The organism is Microbacterium sp. EST19A (assembly GCF_019969685.1).
GTDB lineage: Bacteria > Actinomycetota > Actinomycetes > Actinomycetales > Microbacteriaceae > Microbacterium.
The window spans coordinates 748,581-766,097 of sequence record NZ_JAHXYZ010000002.1 but is presented as its reverse complement, the minus strand read 5'-3'; the positions used below and the strand labels follow the sequence as shown (position 1 = coordinate 766,097).

The window sequence follows — 17,517 nt, the reverse complement described above, 5'->3', positions numbered from 1 at the left end:
CGGTGAACCCGGATGACGACTGATTTGGGCAGTTGTCCAGATTTTCCTTGTCAAGTGTCCAAGAATCTGATCTGCTGTCCCCATCGCTTTCAACGACGAAAGGAACAGATCGACATGACCACTGATCTCACGGGGACTCGCGTCCTGATCACAGGAGGCGCGAGAGGCCTGGGTCTTCGCACCGCACAGGTGCTGGCCGAACGAGGAGCGGCGGTCGTGCTGGCCGACGTCGATGAGGCCGCCGGAGCCGCGGCGGCCGACGCGCTGACCGCAGACGGGCGCACCGCCTCGTTCGTGGCGCTCGACGTGACCGACGACTCGTCCTGGACACGCGCGATGGAGCAGGCGACGGCGGCGCTCGGCGGTCTCGACGGGCTGGTGAACAACGCCGGCATCGAGATCTCCGATCTCTTCGTCGACCTCGACGCCGACAACGTGCGGCGGATCCTCGACGTCAACGTGGTCGGCACCGCACTCGGCGTCAAGCACGCCTTCCGCAGCATGCGCAAGGACGACGGCACCGGCACGGGCGGAGCGATCGTCAACATCGCCTCCGTGGCGGCCGCGATCGCCTTCCCCGGGATCGCGGCGTACTCCGCGTCGAAGTCCGCGGTCGAGCGCCTGAGCAAGGTGGCCGCGGCGGAGTCGGGCCGCCTCGGCTACGGCGTGCGCGTGAACACGGTCTGCCCAGGACTCGTCCCCAACGCGATGGGCGCACAGCTCGCGGGAGACATGGAGCGGCTCGGGCTGTTCCCGTCGGCACAGGAGGCGGTCGTGGCCGTCGTCGGACTCACGCCCTCCGGACGCCTCGCGACCGAGGACGACATCGCGCACGGCATCGCATTCCTGCTGTCGTCCGACTCCGAGTTCGTCAACGGCACGACGCTGTCCATCGACGGCGCGATGGGGATGTGAGGACATCATGAGCACAGACAAGCCCGTCGTCGTCTACGGCGTCAGCGGATACACCGGCCGACTCATCTGCGAGTACCTGCGCGAACTCGGCGTGCCGTTCGTGGCCGCGGGCCGCGACGCCGATCGCGTGCGCGAGGTCGTGGAGAAGATCCCCGGGATCGAGACCGCCGACTACGAGATCATCCAGGTCGAGCACACCGCCGACGCGCTCGCCGAGGCGTTCGACGGCGCCCAGGTGATCTGCAACACGGTCGGTCCGTTCATCAAGCACGGCCCGGAGGTGGTCGAGGCGGCACTGCGCATCGGTGCCGACTACACCGACACCACGGGCGAGCAGGACTGGGTCCTCGCCGCGCGCGACAACTGGGGTGCGCAGTTCGCCGCGAAGAACATCCTGCTGTCGCCGGGAATCGCCCACATGTACACGACGAGCGAGATCGCGGCGAACATCGCGCTCGAACCCGGCGGCTACGACACGCTCGACATCCTCGTGTTCTGGAAGGGTCTTCCGACCTTCGCGTCGACGCAGACGATCTTCACCATCCTCAAGGCGGACTGGTTCCACCTGGAGCAGAACAAGCTCGTCGAATGGGATCACCTGTCGGCGTTCGACGTGACCGTGCCCGGCTATCACGAGCAGGCCGTCGCCGTGCCGTGGGGCGGGATGTCGCATCCGATCTGGTTCCAGAACGATCCGCGCGTCTCGACCGTGCGAGCGATCGGAGGCGTGCTCAACCGCGCCATCATGGAGAACGTCGGCGCGACGGTCCAGATGTTCGAGGAGCAGATCCGCCCGCTCGAGCCCGAGGCGCAGGAGAAGGCGCTCGGCGACATCGCGGCCGGTCTGCAGGCGAGCATGCCGCCGCGCGAGAACCCGCGGGTCAACCGCTCGGTCGACTCGGTCCACGCGTCCGGACCTCTGGGGCGCTCGCACGTGGTGATCCACGGCAACAGCAACTACAAGCAGACCGGACTCCTGCAGGCGTTCGCCGCGTTCTCGCTGATCCAGCAGCGCCCCCATCGGGTGGGATTCGCGTCGGCGTGCCAGGCCTTCGGTCACCGCGAGCTGCTCGGACAGCTGCGCGCGTTCGGCCTCGTGGCCGAACCGGTGGTCAGCCGCATCTGACCGTCCCCAGGGGGTGCCGCGTTCCCCAGCGCGGCACCCCGCCCCTCGCGCTCGGAGACCGCCATGCATCTCGCCACCCTGCCCGCGTCGCGCGCGGCCGAATCGCCCGACGGAGCATCGCTGCGCGATGACGCCGTCGCGCTCAGCAACGCCGACATGCTCGCCCGTGTCGAGCAGGCCGCCGCCGCTCTTCACGCGCGCGGCATCCGCCCGGGGAGCGTGATCGCGCTGGCCCTGCCGAATCGGGCCGAGCTGATCATCGCCCTGTTCGCCGCGTGGCGCCTCGGGGCTGCCGTCACGCCGATCAATCCGGTCCTCGGGCCGGCCGAGGCGGCGTATCAGGTGGCGGATGCCGGTGCCGTGCTCGTCGTGGCCGAAGACGGCGAGCGCGACCTCGGCGTCCCGAACATGGTCATCGCCGAACTCGAGTCAGCGGATGCCGACGTGCCGCCGATGGGGGAGTACTCCACCGACGACCTCGCCCTCCTGATCTACACCAGCGGCACGACCGGCAGCCCCAAGGGCGTCATGCTCACCCACGCCAATCTCGATGCGATGACCGCGTCCTTCGTGGAGTGGTTCGAGCTCGACGCGAACGATCACAGCCTCCTCGTGCTGCCGCTGTTCCACGCCAACGGGATCGTGCTCGGCACCCTCTCGCCCCTCCGTGCCGGCGGCCGGGTGAGCATCACCGGCAGATTCTCGCGCGACCGGTTCTTCTCGGATGTGGAGCGGCTGCGGCCGACGTACTTCTCCGCGGTGCCGGCCATATACGCACTGCTCGCGTCGCTCCCCGATGACGTGCAGCCGGACACGTCGTCGCTGCGTTTCGCGGTCTGCGGAGCGGCTCCGATGCCGGCCGAATCGATCGAGCGCTTCGAGCGCCGGTTCGGGGTCACGATCGTGGAGGGCTACGGCCTCTCCGAGACGACCTGCGCCTCCACGATCAATCCTCTCCGCGGCGTGCGCAAGCCGGGCACCGTCGGACTACCACTGCCGGGGCAGCAGCTCGCCGTCGTCGGCGACGACGGCGAGACGCTTCCGCAGGGCGAGGTCGGCGAGGTCGTCATCGCCGGACCCGTCGTGATGGCCGGATACCTGGGGAAGCCGGAGGAGACCGCACGGACCATCGTCGACGGCTGGCTGCGCACGGGCGACCTCGGGAGGTTCGACGAGGACGGCTACCTCCAGATCGTCGACCGGATCAAGGACATGATCATCCGCGGCGGGGAGAACCTCTACCCGAAGGAGATCGAGAACGCCCTCTACGCGCACGACGAGGTGCAGGAGGCGGCCGTCGTCGGCGCCCCGGACCCGGTGCTGGGCGAGATCCCGGTCGCTTTCGTGTCGTTGCGGCCGGGGGCGACCGTGTCGATCGAGGAGCTGGGCGCGCACGCCCGCAGCATCCTCGCCGGGTTCAAGTGCCCCGCCACCATCACGATCCTCGACGAGCTGCCGAAGAATCCGGTGGGGAAGATCGACAAGCCGACTCTGCGGCGCGGCCTGGTCGCCGGCGCCTAGCCGTCACACCGCGAGCACCGGCCAGTCCACCGGCGCGCGGTCGTCGTCCACCAACAGCCCGGCGAACCAGCCGTCGTCGCGTCCTCGGGGACTCGTGAGCGCCTGACGCTGCATGCCCTCGTAGTGGAAGCCGAGGGCTCGGGCGGCGCTGGCGGACGGGACGTTCCCGGCGACCGCACGCCAGGCGATCCTCACCAGACCGAGCTCGGAGAAGCCCCAATCGACCACGGCCCGCGCCGCCTCCGCGAGGTACCCCTGGCCACGCGCGTCCGCGGTCATCCAGAAGCCGATCTCGGCGTGCCCACCCGTGTGATGCTGCTCGATGTCGTGCAGCCCGATCATTCCGGACAGTCGATCGTCGACGAAGATCGCCCACACCGTCTCCTTGTCCTCGGCCCACCAGCCGGCGACGAGCCGCACGAAGTCCACCGCGTTCTCGCGCGTGTATGGGCTCGGCACCGTCGTCCAGCGCGGGATCTCCGGATCCTGGCACGCGGCCTCGATCGCCTCGATGTCGGCCTCGCTCGGCGCGCGGAGCACGAGTCGTTCGGTGGTGAGGGTGACCGTTTCCATCCCGACAGCGTAGTGAACGCCACCGCGCGCCGCAGTGTCGGTGGGCGCGACTAGTCTTGTCCGGTGACTGTTCCGGGGATTCTGCGCGCCTTGGAAGAGGCGTCTCTGTACCGTGACGCCCTCGGCTGGGCGCACACCGACGCCGACCTCGGACTGGTCGACGGCCTCGATGCGCCGGTGCTCGCCGGCCTGCTCGAGAAGCGCACCGCCGCGGGCCATCCGTCGGCACTGCTCGCCGTCGCTCCGACCGGGCGCCGCGCGGAGAGCCTCGCGCTCGCGCTCGCGGCCTTCCTCCCGACCGCCGAGATCCTCACGTTCCCCGCGTGGGAGACGCTTCCGCATGAGCGGCTGAGCCCGAGCCCCGACACGGTCGGGCAGCGCCTGCAGACGCTGCGTCGCATCGCGGACTGGTCGGGCGACCATCCGCTCGTCGTCGTCGCCTCGGTGCGTGCGGCACTGCAGCCGATCGCCGGCAACCTCGGCGAGATCGCGCCCCTCGAGCTCGTCACGGGCAGCCGGGGCAACGAGCTCGACCACGTCGGCGAGCAGCTCGTCGAACGCGCCTACTCGCGCGTCGACATGGTGTCGCGTCGCGGCGAGTTCGCCGTGCGCGGCGGCATCCTCGACGTCTTCCCGCCGACATCCGAGCATCCGTACCGCGTCGAGTTCTTCGGTGACGAGATCGATCAGATCCGCGCCTTCTCCGTCGCCGATCAGCGCTCGCTGCCCGGCGACATCCCCGGTGTCGACCTGCCGCCGAGCCGCGAGCTGCTGCTCACCCCCGACGTGCGGGAGCGGGCACGCGCCCTCATCGGCGGCTTCCCGGCGATCGCGGGCATGCTCGAGAAGATGGCCGAGGGTATCCCGGTCGAGGGCATGGAGTCGCTGCTGCCCGCTGTGTCGGGCCCGCTCAAGTCGCTGGCCGAGTATCTGCCCGCCGGCAGTGCCACGGCCGTCGTCGACCCCGAGCGCTCCACCGCCCGCGCCATCACCCTCGGCGAGACGAACAGAGAGTTCCTCGACGCCGCCTGGAGCGCGGCCACATCGGGCGCCTCGGCGCCGATCGATCTGGGAGCCGGCGACTTCCGCACCATCGCGCAGCTGCGCGAGGTCGTGCGCGACCGCGGCGGCGTCTGGTGGCGGCTGAGCCCGTTCGGCGCCGGACTCGGCGAGGGCGATGCCGACGCGACGAACCTCGACGCCACCGTCATCCCCTCGTTCCACGGTAACGTCGACGGCGCGATCTCGTTCGTCGAGGCCAAGGTCGCCGACGGCTGGCGCGTCGTCGTCATCTCCGCCGGCAGCGGGCTCGTCGACCGGGCGCGCGACGTGCTCGCCGATCGCGGCATCGCCGCCCGCGTCGTCGAATCCCTGCCGGATGCTCCGGATGCCGGTATCGCGACCCTCGTCACCGGATCGGTGGAGGCCGGGTTCCAGATCGTCGAGGCGAAGCTCGCGGTCCTCACCGACAACGAGTTCTACGGCCGCACGATCGGCGGCGACCAGCGGGTGGTCAAGAAGCTCGCGTCGCGGCGGAAGAACGTCGTCGACCCGCTGCAGCTCAAGCCCGGCGATCACGTGGTGCATGCCACGCACGGAATCGGCCGCTTCGTCGAGATGACCAAGCGCGAGGTTTCGACCGGCGGACGCAACGCCACCAAGTCGATCCGCGACTACCTCGTGCTGGAGTACGCGCCGTCGAAGCGCGGGTATCCGGGCGACAAGCTGTACGTGCCGACGGATCAGCTCGATCTGCTGTCGAAGTACGTCGGCGGCGAGGCTCCCACGCTCTCCAAGATGGGCGGCAGCGACTGGTCGCAGGCGAAGGGCAAGGCCCGCAAGGCCGTGCGCGACATCGCCGTCGAGCTCGTCAAGCTGTACTCCGCGCGGATGAGTGCGAAGGGGCACGCCTTCGGTCCGGACACGCCCTGGCAGCGCGAGCTCGAAGAGGCGTTCCCGTTCGCCGAGACCCCCGACCAGCTGCAGACCATCGATGAGATCAAGGCCGACATGGAGCGGCCGATCCCGATGGACCGCCTGCTCTCCGGAGACGTGGGCTTCGGCAAGACCGAGGTCGCGGTGCGCGCCGCGTTCAAGGCGATCCAGGACGGCAAGCAGGTCGCCATGCTCGTGCCGACGACCCTGCTCGTGAAGCAGCACATGGAGACCTTCACCGAGCGCTTCGCCGGATTCCCGGTCAAGGTGCGGGCCCTGTCACGGTTCCAGAGCGACAAGGAGGTGCGTCTCACGCTGCAGGGCCTGCTCGAGGGCTCCGTCGACATGGTCATCGGCACGCACCGCATCCTCACCGAGGGCATCGTGTTCAAAGACCTCGGCCTGATGATCATCGACGAGGAGCAGCGGTTCGGCGTCGAGCACAAGGACACGCTCAAGAAGCTGAAGACGAACGTCGACATCCTCGCGATGAGCGCGACGCCGATCCCGCGCACGCTCGAGATGGCCGTCACCGGCATCCGCGAGATGTCGACGCTCGCGACGCCGCCGGAGGACCGGCATCCGATCCTCTCGTTCGTGGGGCCCCGCAGCGACAAGCAGATGGCCGCGGCGATCCGCCGCGAGATCCTGCGCGAAGGTCAGATCTTCTTCGTGCACAACCGGGTGCAGTCGATCCAGCGGGTGGCCGCCGAGCTCGCCGAACTCGTTCCCGAAGCCCGCATCGCCGTCGCGCACGGGCAGATGGGGGAGCACCAGCTCGAGCAGGTCGTCGACGATTTCTGGGAGCGCAAGTTCGACGTGCTCGTCTCGACGACCATCATCGAGACCGGGCTCGACATCTCCAACGCGAACACGATCATCATCGATCGCGCCGACAAGTACGGCCTCAGCCAGCTGCACCAGCTGCGCGGCCGCGTCGGTCGCGGGCGCGAGCGGGCCTACGCCTACTTCCTCTACGACGAGATGAAGCCGCTGTCCGAGACCGCCGCCGACCGCCTGCAGACCATCGCGGTGAACAACGACCTCGGCTCGGGCATGCAGGTCGCGCTGAAGGATCTCGAGCTGCGCGGCGCGGGCAACATGCTGGGCGCCGAGCAGGCCGGACACATCGCCGGCGTCGGCTTCGACCTGTATCTGCGCATGATCGGCGAGGCCGTCGCGACGTTCCGCGGCGACGAGGTCGAGAGCGGGCAGGAGCTGCGACTGGAGCTGCCGCTCGACGCGCGCATCCCCGAGTACTACATCGACAGCGAGCGGCTGCGCCTCGAGGCGTACCAGAAGCTCTCGGCGGCATCCGCGGCCACGGCGAAGGACGAGGCGATCGATCAGGTGATCGAGGAGCTCGTCGACCGGTACGGCACGCCGCCCGAAGAGGTCGAGGGGCTGCTCGCGATCTCTCGCCTGCGCCGCCGCGCCGCGCGCGCGGGCCTCACGGACGTCGTGGTGATGGGCTCGAATCTGCGCATCGCCCCGGCACGCCTCGAGGACTCGATCAAGGTGCGGCTGCAGCGGCTCTACCCGAAGGCGAAGCTCGTCGCCGGGGGAGAGGCGCTCGTGGTGCCGATGCCGATGCTTGCGGCCGACGTGGGCGTGGGCCTCGAGCCGCTGCCCGATGCCCAGCTGCTCGAGTGGGTCGGGCAGCTGTTCACCGCCATCTTCCCGGAGCCCGTCAAGACGGAGTAGCCGTCGCGAGGGGGAACACGGGTCCGCCGGTTTGACGGTGTCTGAGGTGCAGTGTTGACTTTGCTCGTGCAGCAGTGGACCGACGACCGCATCGCGGATGCCGCGCCGGACGACCGCTCCCTCGTCGCCGGGCGCAAGCTCGGCATCCCCGGGCCCTGGACCGAGACAGGTGTCAGCGACACGCTTCTCTGGGGGAAGTGCCAAGGAAGCGGCAAGACCCCCTATCAGGTGAGCATCGACCTCACCGCCCCCGCCTACCGGTGCACCTGCCCGAGCCGTAAATTCCCCTGCAAGCATGCGCTCGGGCTCCTGCTCCTCTGGTCTGCGGGCGGCATCGGATCCGGCGGCGAGACAGCCGACTTCGCGCACGAATGGGCGCAGAAGAGAGCAGAGCGCCAGGCTCCGGCTGCCGCCCCCGAAGCCGAGATCTCGGAGGCGCAGAAGCAGCAGGCGCAGCAGCGCATCGCCGCGCGCACGACCAAGATGGACAACGGCGTCGCGGACTTCTGCCTGTGGTTGAGCGATGTGGCCAGGGCAGGCCTCGCCGAGACCCGCCGCCGCGATCGATCCTGGTGGGATGGCGCGGCGGCACGGTTGGTGGATGCTCAGCTGCCCGGGCTCGCCGAGCGCGTGCGCGACATCGGGGGCGATCTGCACCGCGGGCTGAGCGACGAGGAGTTGCTGCACCGCGTGGGATCGTGGTGGATGCTCGCCCGAGCATGGCAACGGCGACAGGAACTGGCCGCGCCCGAGGTCGCCGAGCTGCGCATCGCGCTCGGCTGGCCGGTGCCGACGGCTGACGTGCGTCAGGGAGAGGCGATCGAGGGGGACTGGCTCATCTGCGGAGCGCACAGAGCACCGTTCGGTCGTCTCATGCAGCAGCGCACATGGATCCGGAACGTCGAGAGCGGCGAGCTCTCCTTCACGCTGGAGACGGCCGGCCCCGGCGAGTCCCTCGGTGTGCCGCAGCTGGCAGGCTCGCGGATGCGGGCGGAGCTCGCGCTCTATCCGGGCACCGCGCCGCGCCGGGTGCTGTTCCCCGACGCGGTCGAGTGGGGCGATCCCGGCGCCTCGTTCGGCGAGGGCAGCACGATCGCGCAGATGGTGGCGACGGCATCCGCTCGGATGGCCAGCGCTCCCTGGCGAGACCGCCATCCGGCGGTGCTGACGGCGGTCCGGCTCATGCCGGGAACCCCTCCCGGAATCGTCGACGCCGAGGGAACCGCCGTGCCGGTGACCGACGACACCGACACGCGTCGGATGCTCGCCCTCACCGGCGGCCGCCCCGCAGACGTCTTCGGCGAGTGGGAGGGAGGGCGCATGCGTCTCCTGTCCCTCGTCGTCGCGGAGGAGGTGGTGTCGCTGTGAGCGAGAGGGAGTTGAGGGTCTGGCGGGCGGATCTGCTGAGCGCGGCGATGGTCGGCACAGGCAGACGCCCTGCCCCGCAGCCGCCGACCGCGTTCGGGAGTTCACGGCCGGATGCTCCTGCGCCGGAGCTGCTGCTGGATCAGGCCGCACTCGACGGAGCGCTGTCTCGGGGAGGCCGCCGCGTCGGGCAGGGGCAGATCGACGACCTTCCCGACCCCGCCCCCGCGGAGGTCGATGAGGTCGCGCCGCCGCGCGCGGCACAGCTGCTCGAGCTGCTCCTGTGGCAGCCGCCCGTTCCGGCGATGCAACGGCCGCTGATCGCCCATTGGCTGCGGTGCGCGGCCCAGCACCGACGGATCGTCTCACCGTCGGCCCTTCCGGCACTGTTCGCACTCGTTGATGCGGAGCGCCCCGGCGAGCAGCATCCGCTGCGGGGGCCGCTCGCCGCGGCATGGGGCGAGCGCGGCGCCTGGCTGGCGCGAGTCGTCGGCTTCGAGGCGCCCGGCGGCGCTGCCGCGATGTCTGCCACCGAGCTGATCGACGGCTGGGCGACGCTGAGCATGACCGACCTGTCCCTTCACCTCCGGGCCCTGCGCGAGAGCGAGCCCGACCGTGCTCGAGAGGTCATCGTCGAGCGCTGGGACGGACTTCCCGCCCGAGCCAAAGAGCGCGTCGTGCAGGAACTCGAGCACGGTCTCTCGGACTCCGACGAGCCGTTCCTCGAGACGCTCCTCGATGATCGGGCCAAAGGGGTGCGGACGAATGCGCAGCGACTGCTGCGCATGCTGCCGAACAGCGCGTACTCGGCTCGGATGGCAGCGCGTCTCACGCCGCTGATCGCCGTGGAGCGCAGGCTGTTCGCCGTACGCGCGATCTCGGTCCGGCCGCCCGATCACCTCGATGCGCACGCGGAGCGCGACGGCTTCGTCATCCCCGCCGACGGAGTGGAGCCCGACCGCATGGCGTGGTTGCACCTGATCGTCAGCCGGTCGCCGCTGACGACCTGGGTGACCGCTGCCGGCGTCGATCCCGACCGCATCGCTCTGCTGCTGCGCGACGACACCTCGGTGATCGCCGCCCTCGTCGATGCGGTCAGCAATTCCCGCTGCGAATCCGTCGATGTCCGCTCCGCCTGGGCCGGCGCGCTCGCCGAGGCGACGGGCGAGCTCGCGGTGCTCACCGCGATGCCCGAATCCGAACGTCAGCGGTGGCTCGCCCCGAAGCTGAAAGCCCTGCCCGCACACGACCAGTACCGGGCGCGGCGCCTCGCCGGAGGTTCGGTGCAGGCGCCGTGGAACGATGCCTTCGCGAACGCCGTCCTCGACGTGGTCTTCCGCGATCGCGTCCAGCTCTCCGAGATCTGGGCGCTGCCGGCGAGCGTGCATGATCGCGTCAGAGCGTACGTCGACCGCGACGGACTGAATGAACACGACCGCCGAGCCTTTCTCCACGTGCTGCAGTACCACGCCCTCCTTCCCTCCATCCAGGAAGCTTTCTCATGACAGATTCCCCTTCGCCCGTTCTTCGCGAACACGCTGAGCATGCCTACAGTGCGGAGCTCGACGCGCTGCGTCGCGCCGACACCCACCCGCGACCGGAACGATGGATGCTGTCGCCCTGGGCGGTCGCGACGTATCTGCTCGGCGGCGTGCTGCCCGATGGGACGGAGATCACACCGAAGTACATCGGCAGCCGTCGCCTGATCGAGATCGCGATCTCCTCGCTCGCCACCGATCGTGCTCTGCTGCTGCTCGGTGTGCCGGGCACGGCGAAGTCGTGGGTGAGCGAGCACCTCGCCGCGGCGATCAGCGGCAACTCGACCCTCGTCGTGCAGGGTACGGCCGGTACCCCGGAAGAGGCGATCCGCTACGGGTGGAACTATGCGCGGCTGCTCGCCGAAGGACCGAGCGAACGGGCGCTGGTCCCCGGGCCCGTGATGCGCGCCATGGAGACGGGAGCACTGGTGCGCGTCGAAGAGCTCACGCGCATCCCCTCCGACGTGCAGGACTCGCTCATCACGATCCTCTCCGAGAAGTCCCTGCCGATCCCCGAACTCGATTCGGAGGTGCAGGCGCGGCGGGGCTTCAACCTGATCGCCACCGCGAACAATCGCGACAAGGGTGTGAACGAGCTCTCGTCCGCGCTGCGTCGCCGGTTCACCACCGTTGTGCTCCCGCTGCCCGACACGCTGGAGTCCGAGGTCGAGATCGTCCAGGCTCGCGTGCAGAGTCTGGGGCGGGGGCTGGAACTGCCGGTCGAATTGGCCGCGCTCAGCGAGATGCGTCGGGTGGTCACGGTGATGCGCGAGCTGCGCTCCGGGACGACCCACGACGGACGCATGGCCGTCAAATCGCCGAGCTCGACCCTCTCCACCGCTGAGGCGATCTCCGTGATGACCAGCGGCCTGAGCCTCGCCGCACACTTCGGCGACGGCGTGCTCCGTGCCGACGACATCGCGGCCGGGCTTCTCGGTGCGGTCGTCAAAGACCCCGTGCAGGACGCGGTCGTCTGGCAGGAGTACCTCGAGACGGTGGTGCGCAATCGTCCTGACTGGGATGACCTCTACCGCGCCTGCCGCGACGTGAGCTGATGACGCAGATCCACGTGCTCGGCGTGCGGCACCACGGACCGGGATCGGCGCGTGCGGTATCCGAAGCGCTCGACGCCCTCGACCCCGACGCCGTGCTCGTCGAGGGCGCGCCCGAGCTCGACCCGATCCTGCCCTTCCTCATCGACGCCGATATGCGGCCGCCGGTCGCCGGGATCGTGTATCCGAGAGACGATCCGCGCGGTGCCGTGTTCTATCCGCTGGCGATGTTCTCCCCGGAGTGGGTGGCGTCACGGTGGGCGTTGGAGCGGGGGAGAGTCCTCGCAGGCATGGACCTTCCCGCCGTGCACGCGCTGGCCATCCGACGGTCGGCACGGGATGCGGCCGTCGTCGCCGAGCAGGATGCCGAGCAGGATGCCGATGCCGAGATCGGCTCCGACCCGAGCGACGAACCCGACGGCGAGCTGTCCGCAGAAGCGGCAGCCGTCCTCGACCCGGTGACGGCGTTGGCGCATGCCGCCGGCTACGACGATCCCGAGCGCTGGTGGGAGGATGCCGTCGAGCAGCGGTCTGATTCGCCGCTCACGCGATTCGCGGCCCTCACCGAGGCGATCGCAGAGCTCCGCAGCGACACCGTGATGCCGTCGACTCTTCTCGATGAGAACGACGAACTCGATCTGTCCCTGCTGCACGCGCCCTTGGGTCCGGCGATGACCGCCGTCCGAGAGGCAGCGATGCGCAAGCGGCTGCGCGCCGAGGTCAAGGCCGGCCACGAGCGGATCGTCGTGGTCTGCGGCGCGTGGCACGCGCCGGCTCTCGACCTGAAGGACGCACCGACAGCGGCGTCCGACACCAGACTTCTGCGAGGGCTGCCGAAGATCGCCGTCGACACCGCGTGGGTGCCGTGGACGGCGGCCCGGCTCAGCCAGGCCTCGGGATACGGGGCCGGGGTGGCGTCGCCCGGCTGGTACGCGCATCTGTTCCGACTCTGGGCGGCGGGAAGCACGGATGATCCCGGGATGGCGTGGCTGGTGCGGGTCGCACGAGAGCTGCGCGCCCAGGGCGTCCCGGCCTCACCGGCATCCGTCGTCGACGCCTTCCGCCTCGCCGAGACGCTGGCCGCTGTCCGAGGCCGCCCTGCCGCAGGCCTCGACGAGCTGAACGACGCGGTGCTGTCGGCCCTGCTGGATGGCAACCCGCTGCCGCTCGACCTGGTGCGGAGTCGCCTGATCGTCGGCGACGACATCGGCGCCGTCCCGGAGGGCGCGCCACGGGTGCCTCTCGCCGCCGACCTCGAGCGGCAGCAGCGCACTCTCCGGCTGAAGCCGACCGCGACGGCGCAGCAGGCGACCTTCGATCTGCGCACCGAATCCGGTCTCGCGAAGTCGGTGCTGCTGCATCGTCTTCGCCTGCTCGGCGTTCCCTGGGGAAGGCCCGTCGACGCCGGGTCGACGACGGGGACCTTCAAAGAGGCCTGGGAGCTCCGCTGGGAACCGGAGCTCTCGGTGGCGCTGATCTCCGCGAGCACATACGGCGGCACGGTCGTCGATGCCGCCACGTCGATGGTGGCGGAGATCGCCGCATCTGCCGCCTCACTGGGACAGCTCTCCACCCTCATCGGCGACTGCCTGGATGCGCAGCTGCCGGTCGTCGAGGTCGTGCGCGCCCTCAGCGACCGCGCCGCCGAGCACAGCGATGTCTCGGAGCTGCTGTCCACCGTGGAGCCCCTCGCCACCGTGTGCCGATACGGGACGCTGCGCACCGCCGGAGACGAGAGCGGGATCGCCGAGGTCCGTCGGGTGCTCGACACCACCGTCGTGCGCGTGTGCATCGGTCTTCCCGCTGCCGCCGTCATGCTCGATGACGCTGCTGCGGCGCGGCTTCGTGCGGTGCTCGATTCCGCGCATCTCGGTGTGCTGCTCCTCGACGACGCGGAGCTGCGCGATCGCTGGTGCGCGACCCTCCGTCTTCTCGCCGAGCGGGATCGGGTATCGCCGTTGATCGCCGGACGAGCGGCACGTCTGCTTCACGACGTCAGACATGTCGACGACGACTGGCTGCGGCAGCGGATGCGGCTCGCGCTCTCCGCGGGTGCAGATCCGCGGGACGCGGCCGGATGGCTCGAGGGGGCATTCGCCGGCGATGCGGCGCTGATCATCCACGACCGTCAGGTCCTGGGGCTGATCGACACCTGGCTCACGGCCGTCGACGAACAGGTCTTCGACGATCTGCTTCCGCTCTTGCGCCGCACGTTCTCGGAGTTCCACAAGTCCGAGCGTGCGACGATCGGCCGATTGGTGGCGACACCCGAGGAATCGGCCGGCGTCGCTGTCGAGGTGGACGTCGAGGCCGCCGGCCCGGCTCTCGCCGCCGTCGCCCGGCTGCTGGGCTGGCACGTCACGGAGACCGAGATCGCACACGAGGAGGTGATGTCATGACCGATGAGAGGCTGCACCGCTGGCGGATGGTCCTCGGCGACACGGGCGCTCCGGAGTTGAGCGACATCCGTCTCGACGAAGACGACATCGATCGCGACCGGGTGCTCACCGCGCTCTATGACGGAAAGCGGAGGAGCGGCCTGGGAGGCTCGCGTCCGGGAGTGGCGCGGTGGCTGGGCGACATCCGCAACTACTTCCCTTCGTCGGTCGTGCAGGTGATGCAGCAGGATGCGATGGACCGGCTCGGGTTGCGCGAGCTGCTCGTGCAACCCGAGATGCTCGCTGCCGTGCAGCCGGATTTCGACCTCGTCACCACGCTCATCGAGCTCGGCTCGGTCATACCGGAAGAGTCACGCGAGACCGCGCGCATGGTCGTTCGGAAGGTGACCGACGAGCTGCAGGAGCGGTTGCAGCAGCAGACCGCCCAGGCGGTGACGGGAGCGCTGCACCGCGCACAGCGCACACGTCGACCGCGCGCCAACGAGATCGACTGGCAGCGCACCATCGCCGCGAACCTCAAGCACTATCAGCCCGAGTACCGGACGGTGATCCCCGAGAGGCTCGTGGGATCTGCCCGTAAACGCCCGCAGGTGCAACGCGAGATCATCCTCTGCATCGACCAGTCCGGGTCGATGGCCGATTCGGTGGTGTACTCCGCGGTGTTCGGGGCCGTGCTGGCATCGCTGCCCTCGCTCCACACCCGCCTCGTGGTCTTCGACACCGTCGTCGTCGATCTCACGGATCAGCTGGATGATCCGGTGGATGTCCTCTTCGGCGTTCAGCTCGGCGGCGGCACCGACATCAACGGTGCCCTCGCCTACTGCCGGTCGCGGCTGGAACGACCGGAGGAGACGATCGTGGTGCTCATCAGCGACCTCTACGAGGGGGGCATCGCCGAGGAGATGCTCCGCCAGGCGCAGGCGATCGTCGGCTCCGGTGCGACGATGATCGCGTTGCTGGCGCTGTCCGACCGGGGAACCCCCAGCTTCGACGCACAGCATGCAGCAGCCCTCTCCGAGATCGGCGTGCCCTCCTTCGCGTGCACTCCCGATCTCTTCCCCGATCTCATGGCGGCGGCGATCGAGAGGCGGGATGTCGCAACCTGGGCGGCGGAGAACGACATCGTCGTGGTCCGCGAGTGACGCGAGACGCGGATGCCGAGCGGCGGCAGCTTCCGCGGGACTAGTCTGGCCGCATGTTGTACGAGCACCTCGGGGCTCGGCCCCGGATCCATGACACCGCCGTCATCGCTCCCACCGCCGTCGTCTCCGGCGACGTCGAGATCGGTCCGGACTGCCAGGTGCTGCACGGCGCCGTGATCACCGCGGAGGGCGGACCCATCACGCTGGGCGAGCACGTGATCGTGATGGAGAACGCGCTGATCCGCGCGACCGCCGCGAATGCCGTGCACATCGGCGCGCACACCCTCATCGGCACGCTGGCCAGCATCGCCGGAGCGACCGTCGGCGAGGAGGTGTTCTTCGCCTCGGGTGCCCGTATCTTCAACGGCGCCCTGGTCGGCGACCGCTGCGAGGTGCGCGTGAACGCGATCGTGCATCGACGCGCGGTGCTCCCCGCGGGAACGGTGGTTCCCATCGGCTGGGTCGCGGTCGGCGACCCGGTGCAGCTGTTCTCCCCCGACCGCGAGGCCGAGATCACGGCCGCGCAGCCGGAGCTCGACTTCCCGGGTCACGTGTTCGGCGTCGACCGGGATACTCCTGACCTGATGGTGCAGCTCACTGAGCGCTACGGTCGCTCTCTCGCCCGGCACGCCGACGATCGGCAGGTCGGGTAGCCGCGGCATCCGCGCGGTCCGAATCTCGCAGAACAGCACGAAAGTCGCAGGATTCCAGAGATTCTCTGCGACCTTCGTGTCGTTCTGCGACGTTGCTGCAGTCCGCTCAGATCACGCCCTGTGCGAGCATCGCCGCCGCCACGCGCTCGAATCCGGCGATGTTCGCACCCGCGACGTAGTCGCCCGGCACGTCGTGACGCTCGGCGGCGTCGAAGGCGGCGCGGTGGATGTCGCCCATGATCTCGCGCAGCTTGTTCTCGCTGTCGGCGAAGGTCCAGCGCTGGCGGGAGGCGTTCTGGCTCATCTCCAACGCCGAGGTCGCGACACCGCCCGCGTTCGCGGCCTTGCCCGGCGCGAACAGCACTCCGGCGTGCTGGAACGCGTCGACCGCTGCCGGCTCGCAGGGCATGTTCGCACCCTCCGAGACCGCGCGCACGCCGTTCGCGATCAGCGCCTCGGCGTCGGCCAGGCTCACCTCGTTCTGCGTGGCAGAGGGCACCGCGATGTCGACGGGGACCTCCCAGACGCTCCCGCCCTCGACGAAGCGCGCGCTCGGACGACGGTTCGCGTACTCGACGATGCGGGCGCGCTCGACCTCCTTGAGCTGGCGCAGCAGGTCGACGTCGATGCCGGCGTCGTCGACGACGTAGCCGGAGGAGTCGGATGCCGTGACCGGCACAGCTCCGAGCTGCGTGGCCTTCTGGATCGCGTAGATCGCGACGTTGCCCGAGCCCGAGATGCCCACGCGCTTGCCGGCGAGTGAGTCGTCGTGCACGGCCAGCATCTCCTGCGCGAAGAACACGGCGCCGTAGCCGGTGGCCTCGGTGCGCACCTCGGCGCCGCCCCAGCCCGTGCCCTTGCCGGTGAACATGCCGGACTCGTGGCGGTTGGTGACCTTGCGGTACTGGCCGAAGAGGTAACCGATCTCGCGTCCGCCCACGCCGATGTCGCCGGCCGGCACGTCGGTGTGCTCGCCGAGGTGACGGTAGAGCTCGTTCATGAACGACTGGCAGAAGCGCATGACCTCGGCGTCGGACCTGCCGTGCGGGTCGAAGTCGGATCCGCCCTTGCCGCCGCCGATGCCCTGGCCGGTGAGCGCGTTCTTGAAGATCTGCTCGAAGCCGAGGAACTTGATGATCGACAGGTTGACCGACGGGTGGAACCGCAGGCCGCCCTTGTACGGGCCGAGCACGGAGGAGAATTGGATGCGGTAGCCGCGGTTGACCTGCAGCTTGCCCGAGTCGTCGACCCAGGGCACGCGGAACAGGATCTGCCGCTCCGGCTCGACCAGCCGCTCGAGGATGCCGCCGTCGACGTATTCCGGATGCCGCTCGAGCACCGGCGAGATGGAGTTCAGTACCTCGTGCACGGCCTGGTGGAATTCCGGCTCGTGCGGGCTGCGTGACAGCACCGTGTCGAAGACGGGCTGCACGGAATCGGCGAGCGGGTGGAAGACGGCGGCAGAGGATGCGGTCACGCGGAGAGTGCTTTCTGGTCGGGACGAGGGCGCAGGCGATCGTGTCGCGTGACGGGAGAGGTGGTCGGATCCGACCGATATTTCACTCTATCGGTGCCACGGGAGGGCGACTCCCGA

At 69.6% G+C, this 17,517-nt stretch carries 12 protein-coding genes; 10 read left to right on the top strand and 2 right to left on the bottom strand.

Annotated elements, in window-relative coordinates:
• Nucleotides 1–114 precede the first annotated feature (114 nt).
• From LC452_RS13705 to LC452_RS13695, 3 genes are all read left to right on the top strand, one after another.
• Complete coding sequence (locus LC452_RS13705; RefSeq protein WP_223626240.1) at nucleotides 115–915, top strand: SDR family NAD(P)-dependent oxidoreductase; 801 nt, start codon at nucleotides 115–117, stop codon at nucleotides 913–915.
• A 7-nt stretch (nucleotides 916–922) separates the two neighbouring features.
• On the top strand, nucleotides 923–2,041 hold the full coding sequence (locus tag LC452_RS13700) for a DUF5938 domain-containing protein (RefSeq protein WP_223626238.1): 1,119 nt from the start codon (nucleotides 923–925) through the stop codon (nucleotides 2,039–2,041).
• Nucleotides 2,042–2,104: 63 nt separating this feature from the next.
• Complete coding sequence (locus LC452_RS13695; protein WP_223626236.1) at nucleotides 2,105–3,562, top strand: class I adenylate-forming enzyme family protein; 1,458 nt, start codon at nucleotides 2,105–2,107, stop codon at nucleotides 3,560–3,562.
• Nucleotides 3,563–3,565: 3 nt separating this feature from the next.
• On the opposite strand, the gene LC452_RS13690 is transcribed toward LC452_RS13695, so the two are convergent.
• Nucleotides 3,566–4,135 (bottom strand): GNAT family N-acetyltransferase, encoded by a 570-nt coding sequence (locus tag LC452_RS13690; protein ID WP_223626234.1) that lies wholly within the window; start codon nucleotides 4,133–4,135, stop codon nucleotides 3,566–3,568.
• A 63-nt stretch (nucleotides 4,136–4,198) separates the two neighbouring features.
• Between LC452_RS13690 and mfd the strand changes: the two genes are divergently transcribed.
• The 7 genes from mfd (at nucleotide 4,199) to LC452_RS13655 (ending at nucleotide 15,923) form a co-directional block, all read left to right on the top strand.
• Complete coding sequence (gene mfd, locus LC452_RS13685) at nucleotides 4,199–7,774, top strand: transcription-repair coupling factor (protein ID WP_223626232.1); 3,576 nt, start codon at nucleotides 4,199–4,201, stop codon at nucleotides 7,772–7,774.
• 66 nt (nucleotides 7,775–7,840) lie between these two features.
• Nucleotides 7,841–9,142: an SWIM zinc finger family protein gene (locus LC452_RS13680; protein ID WP_223626230.1), complete on the top strand. Its 1,302-nt coding sequence runs from the start codon at nucleotides 7,841–7,843 to the stop codon at nucleotides 9,140–9,142.
• Nucleotides 9,139–10,644, top strand: coding sequence for a DUF5691 domain-containing protein (locus LC452_RS13675; RefSeq protein WP_223626228.1), 1,506 nt, complete (start codon nucleotides 9,139–9,141; stop codon nucleotides 10,642–10,644). Before LC452_RS13680 ends, LC452_RS13675 begins: the two co-directional genes overlap by 4 nt.
• Nucleotides 10,641–11,732 (top strand): AAA family ATPase, encoded by a 1,092-nt coding sequence (locus tag LC452_RS13670; protein ID WP_223626226.1) that lies wholly within the window; start codon nucleotides 10,641–10,643, stop codon nucleotides 11,730–11,732. Before LC452_RS13675 ends, LC452_RS13670 begins: the two co-directional genes overlap by 4 nt.
• On the top strand, nucleotides 11,732–14,128 hold the full coding sequence (locus LC452_RS13665) for a DUF5682 family protein (protein ID WP_223626224.1): 2,397 nt from the start codon (nucleotides 11,732–11,734) through the stop codon (nucleotides 14,126–14,128). Before LC452_RS13670 ends, LC452_RS13665 begins: the two co-directional genes overlap by 1 nt.
• Nucleotides 14,125–15,270, top strand: a complete 1,146-nt coding sequence (locus LC452_RS13660; RefSeq protein ID WP_223626222.1) for a VWA domain-containing protein — start codon at nucleotides 14,125–14,127, stop codon at nucleotides 15,268–15,270. The genes LC452_RS13665 and LC452_RS13660 overlap by 4 nt, the downstream gene beginning before the upstream one ends.
• A gap of 53 nt (nucleotides 15,271–15,323) precedes the next feature.
• A complete protein-coding gene (locus LC452_RS13655) occupies nucleotides 15,324–15,923 on the top strand; it encodes a gamma carbonic anhydrase family protein (protein WP_223626220.1) in 600 nt (199 codons plus the stop codon).
• 106 nt (nucleotides 15,924–16,029) lie between these two features.
• Here LC452_RS13655 and gdhA read toward each other — a convergent pair whose 3' ends face one another.
• Nucleotides 16,030–17,400, bottom strand: a complete 1,371-nt coding sequence (gene gdhA, locus LC452_RS13650) for an NADP-specific glutamate dehydrogenase (protein ID WP_223626218.1) — start codon at nucleotides 17,398–17,400, stop codon at nucleotides 16,030–16,032.
• Nucleotides 17,401–17,517 lie beyond the last annotated feature (117 nt).